Origin of the sequence: Streptomyces phytophilus (genome assembly GCF_013870535.1) — a bacterium.
GTDB lineage: Bacteria > Actinomycetota > Actinomycetes > Streptomycetales > Streptomycetaceae > Streptomyces > Streptomyces phytophilus.
The window spans coordinates 1-4,365 of sequence record NZ_JACBXC010000462.1 but is presented as its reverse complement, the minus strand read 5'-3'; the positions used below and the strand labels follow the sequence as shown (position 1 = coordinate 4,365).

2 protein-coding genes and 1 pseudogene are annotated in these 4,365 nt (G+C 72.5%); 1 reads left to right on the top strand and 2 read right to left on the bottom strand.

All coding sequences use genetic code 11. The features are described 5' to 3' along the window. Positions 1-3 precede the first annotated feature (3 nt). Complete coding sequence (locus tag H5J30_RS19245) at positions 4-1,485, bottom strand: aminopeptidase P family protein (RefSeq protein WP_181788655.1); 1,482 nt, start codon at positions 1,483-1,485, stop codon at positions 4-6. A 189-nt stretch (positions 1,486-1,674) separates the two neighbouring features. On the opposite strand from H5J30_RS19245, the gene H5J30_RS19240 reads away from it, so the two are divergent. Beyond that, complete coding sequence (locus H5J30_RS19240; RefSeq protein WP_181788654.1) at positions 1,675-3,408, top strand: ABC transporter substrate-binding protein; 1,734 nt, start codon at positions 1,675-1,677, stop codon at positions 3,406-3,408. A gap of 29 nt (positions 3,409-3,437) precedes the next feature. Here the strand turns inward: H5J30_RS19240 and H5J30_RS19235 are convergent. Continuing rightward, positions 3,438-4,365 (bottom strand): annotated as a pseudogene (locus H5J30_RS19235) (FtsK/SpoIIIE domain-containing protein); the annotation flags it as partial.

The following is a 4,365-nucleotide window of genomic DNA, read 5'->3' as shown; positions in this document are numbered from 1 at the left end:
CGCTCAGGCCCCCGGGCGGAAGCCGTCGAGGAGCGTCCCCATCCACTCCTCGACAGCGTCCGGGTCGCGCGGCAGCGCGTCCGACATCAGCCGCGCGCCGTCCTCGGTGATCACCAGGTCGTCCTCGATCCGCACGCCGATGCCGCGCAGCTCCGGCGGCAGCGTCTCGTCGTCGGGCTGGAGGTAGAGCCCGGGCTCCACGGTGAGGACCTGCCCGGCCTCCAGCACCCCGTCGAGGTACTGGTCCGCCCGCGCCTTGGCGCAGTCGTGCACGTCGAGTCCGAGCATGTGGCCGCTGCTGCACAGGGTGTAGCGCCGGTACAGCCCGCTGCCGGGCGCGAGCGCCTCCTCCGGGGTGATGCGCAGGACGCCCCAGTCGTACAGCCCCTCGGCGATCACCGCCATCGCCGCCCGGTGGAAGTCGCGGAAGCGGGCGCCCGGCCGGAGGGCGGCGATGCCCGCGTTCTGGGCGGCGAGGACGAGTTCGTACACCTGCCGCTGGATGCGTGAGAAGCGCCCGGACAGCGGGAGGGTGCGGGTGACGTCGGCGGTGTAGAGGGTGTCGGTCTCCACCCCGGCGTCGAGGAGCAGCAGGTGGTTCGGGTCGAGCGGGCCGTCGTTGCGGATCCAGTGCAGGACGCAGGCGTGTGCGCCGGAGGCGGCGATCGTCTCGTAGCCGGTGCCGTTGCCCTCGGCGCGGGCGCGGGTCTGGAAGACGCCCTCGATCCAGCGTTCGCCGCGCGGGTGGCGCAGGGCCGCGGGCAGGGCGCGTACGACGTCCTCGAAGCCGGCGGCGGTGTGGTCGACGGCCAGTTGGAGCTGGCCGACCTCCCACTCGTCCTTCAGCAGCCGCAACTCCGAGAGGTACGTGCCCAGTTCTGCGTCCCGGTCCGGCTCGGCGGCGCTGTGCGGGCCGCGGTCGAAGAGGCCGTCGGTGCGGGCGTCGACCCCGGCGAGCACCCGGGCCGGCGGCCGCGGTCCCGCGGTGAGCTTGGCCAGGTCGTCGAGGTCCCGGCAGGCCAGCCCGGTCAGTTCGGCGGCCTCGCCGAGGTCGGGGCGGCGGCCGACCCAGAACTCGCCGTAGCGGCGGTCCCGGTAGAACTCGTCGGTGGACCGGTCCGAGCGCGGGCGCACGTACAGCGCGGCCTCGTGCCCCTCGGCCCCGGCGGGCTCCAGGACGAGGACGTGTCCGGCCTGGTCCTCGCCCGTCAGACCGGTCAGCCAGGCGTACGCGCTGTGCGGGCGGAAGCGGTGGTCGCAGTCGTTGGACCGGACCTTCAGCTCCCCGGCGGGCAGCACCAGCCGCTCGCCGGGGAAGCGGGCGGACAGCCGGGCGCGGCGGCCGGCGAGGCCGTCGTACCCGGGGACGCGGACGCCGGACGGCAGCGGGCTGGGCGCCCACCCGCTGCCCATGAAGGTGTGCAGGGCGGCCGGGACGTCGAGGTCGTGGCTGCCGGTGTGCGGACGGGCGAGGGGCTTGTCCATCGGGGCGGCTCCTGGTGAGCGGGGGGTGCCGGACACGGGTGCGTAACGAGTCCGCTGATCCCTTGCCAATAAAATTGCACATTATTATGTTACACACCGCGCCAGTGGAGGGAAGCGGGCCGGACGGCCCGGCTGCCCTCGGTGATCTCGGATCCCAGCCCCCCGGACCCACCCACGACGGAGTGGAACATGATCAGCAGAAGTGTGCGCGCCGCGCTCGCGGCGTCTCTCGCGGCAGCCCTCACCGCAGGTGCGGCCGCCTGCTCGGCCGACTCCGGTGACTCCGGTGGCGGCGAGGGCCGCAACCCCGGCGCCACCGGCGTCATCGGCGGCACCCCCCAGCGCGGCGGCACGCTGACCGTGCTGTCCAACCAGGACTTCGCCCACCTCGACCCGACCCGCAACTGGACGATGCCGGACATGGACTTCGGGATCCGGCTGCTCTACCGCACCCTGACCACCTTCCGGGCCGAGCCCGGCAAGAAGGGCACCGAGATCGTCCCCGACCTGGCCACCGACCTCGGCACGCCCTCCGAGGGCGGCAAGGTGTGGACGTTCACGCTGAAGAAGGGGCTGAAGTACGAGGACGGCAGCACCGTCACGGCCGCGGACGTGAAGTACAACGTCGAGCGGTCCTTCGCCGCCGACCTCACGGGCGGCCCGGACTACGCGCAGCAGTACCTCGCGGACACCGAGGGGTACGCGGGCCCGCTGAAGGGCGAGCAGCTGGACTCCATCGAGGTCCCGGACGAGCGGACCATCGTCTTCCGGCTGAACCGGCCCATCGCCGAGTTCTCCTACACCGCCACGCTGCCGACGTTCGCGCCGGTGCCGAAGGCCCAGGACAAGGGCGTCCAGTACGACCAGCGGCCGTTCTCCTCCGGCCCGTACAAGATCGACCGCTACGACCGCGGCAAGGAGCTGGTGCTCGTACGCAACGAGCACTGGAAGGCGTCGACCGACCCCGTGCGCAAGGCGTACCCCGACCGGATCGTGGTCAAGATGGGCCTCGGCGGCGACCAGATCGACGACCGGCTCATCGCCGCAGGCGGCGGCGACGCCTCCGCCGTGGCGTGGGCCGACATGCGCCCCGAGAGCGTGGCCAAGGTGCTCTCCAGGGAGGACGTGAAGGCCCGGCTCGCCGCCGAGACCACCGGCTGCACCGACATGCTCCACCTCAACACCACGCGCGCCCCCTTCGACGACCCCGCCGTGCGCCGGGCGATGATGTACGCGGTCGACCGGGAGGCCCAGGCCACCGCCAACGGCGGCCCCGCGCTCAACGAGGTCGCCACCGCCTACCTGCCGCCCGCGCTCGCCGGCGGCAAGAAGACCGACGTCCTCGGCATCCCGCCCGCCGGCGACGCGGACAAGGCGAAGAAGCTGCTCTCCGAGGCCGGCGAGGGCGACGGCTTCACCGCCACCCTCACCGTCTCCACCGGCGACAAGACCAGGGCCGAGGCGCTCCAGCAGAGCCTGGACCGGGCGGGCGTCACGGTGAAGATCCAGACGGTCGACCCCTCCGTCTACTACGACACCATCGGCGACACGAAGAACGCGCCCGACATGGCGATCAGCGGCTGGTGTCCCGACTACCCCTCCGGCGCCACCTTCCTGCCGTTCGTCTTCGACGGCCGCACCATCCAGGAGACCGGCAACAAGGGCAACTACGCCCAGTTCCGCGACGAGGAGGTGATGCGGGAGATGGACCGCATCGCCACCCTCGCCGACGTGGACGAGGCGAACAAGGCGTGGACGGAGCTGGACGCGCAGATCATGGAGAAGGCGCCGGCCGTCCCGCTGCTGTGGGAGCGCAAGCCGCTGCTCGTCGGCGACAACATCGCCGGCGCGTTCGGACACCCCGTCTGGACGGGGCAGTTCGACTACGCGGTGATCGGTCTGAAGGACCCGGGCACGTCATGACGGTACTCCGCAAGGGCTCCGGGCGGCCGCGGCCCGAGCGCGCCGGGGCGCCGGCCGCCGACCCGGCCGGACTGGAAGGGGACGAGGGAGGCGTGGCCCAGGCGCACGTAGGCGCGGCCGGGCATGGACTTGGCGATGTAGCCGGCGTCCGGGGCGTCGATGACGTCCGCGGACTCGCCGCCGTCGGTGACGCGCAGGGCGATACGCAGGTTGGTGTTCGCGCGGATCTCCGGGGAGACGACGCCGCTGGGGCGCTGGGTGGCGAGCATCAGGTGGATCCCGAGCGAACGGCCTCGGGCGGCGATGTCGACCAGGCCGGTGACGAAGTCGGGCAGCTCGCGGACCATGGCGGCGAACTCGTCGATGACGAGCAGCAGCCGGGGCAGCGGCGCGTACCTCCCCGGCTCGCGGCGCAGCAGGTCCTGGAAGTCCTCGATGTCCTTGGCCTCGGCGTCGGCGAGGATGTGCTCGCGGCGGTGCAGCTCGGCGCGCAGCGACTCCAGGGCGCGGGTGACGAGGTGGTTGTCGAGGTCGGTGACCATGCCGACGGTGTGCGGCAGCTTGACGCAGTCCTTGAACGCGGACCCGCCCTTGTAGTCGATGAGGACGAAGGTCATGTTCTCGGGGGTGTTCGTCACCGCGAGGGCCGCGACGATCGTCTGGAGCAGCTCGGACTTGCCGGAGCCGGTGGTGCCGGCGATGAGGCCGTGCGGGCCGTCCTTGCGGATGTCGATGGCGAAGGGGCCGTCGTACGACTCGCCGATGACCGCGGTCGTCGACTGCCCGCCGATCTGCCAGCGGGCGGCGATGGCGTCCCCGGTGGGCGGCTCCAGCTCCACCACGTCGAGCAGCCTGCTGGACGACGGGATGGCCGCGTCCTCGGCCTCGCCGCTGATGTCGCGCACCGGCGACAGGCCGCGCGCCACCAGCGCGCACCACGCGGGCGAGACGAAGTCC

Coding starts and splice junctions, on each gene's coding strand:
- H5J30_RS19245 (WP_181788655.1), bottom strand. CDS start 1,485: ATGGACAAGCCCCTCGCCCGTCCGCACACCGGCAGCCACGACCTCGAC.
- H5J30_RS19240 (WP_181788654.1), top strand. CDS start 1,675: ATGATCAGCAGAAGTGTGCGCGCCGCGCTCGCGGCGTCTCTCGCGGCA.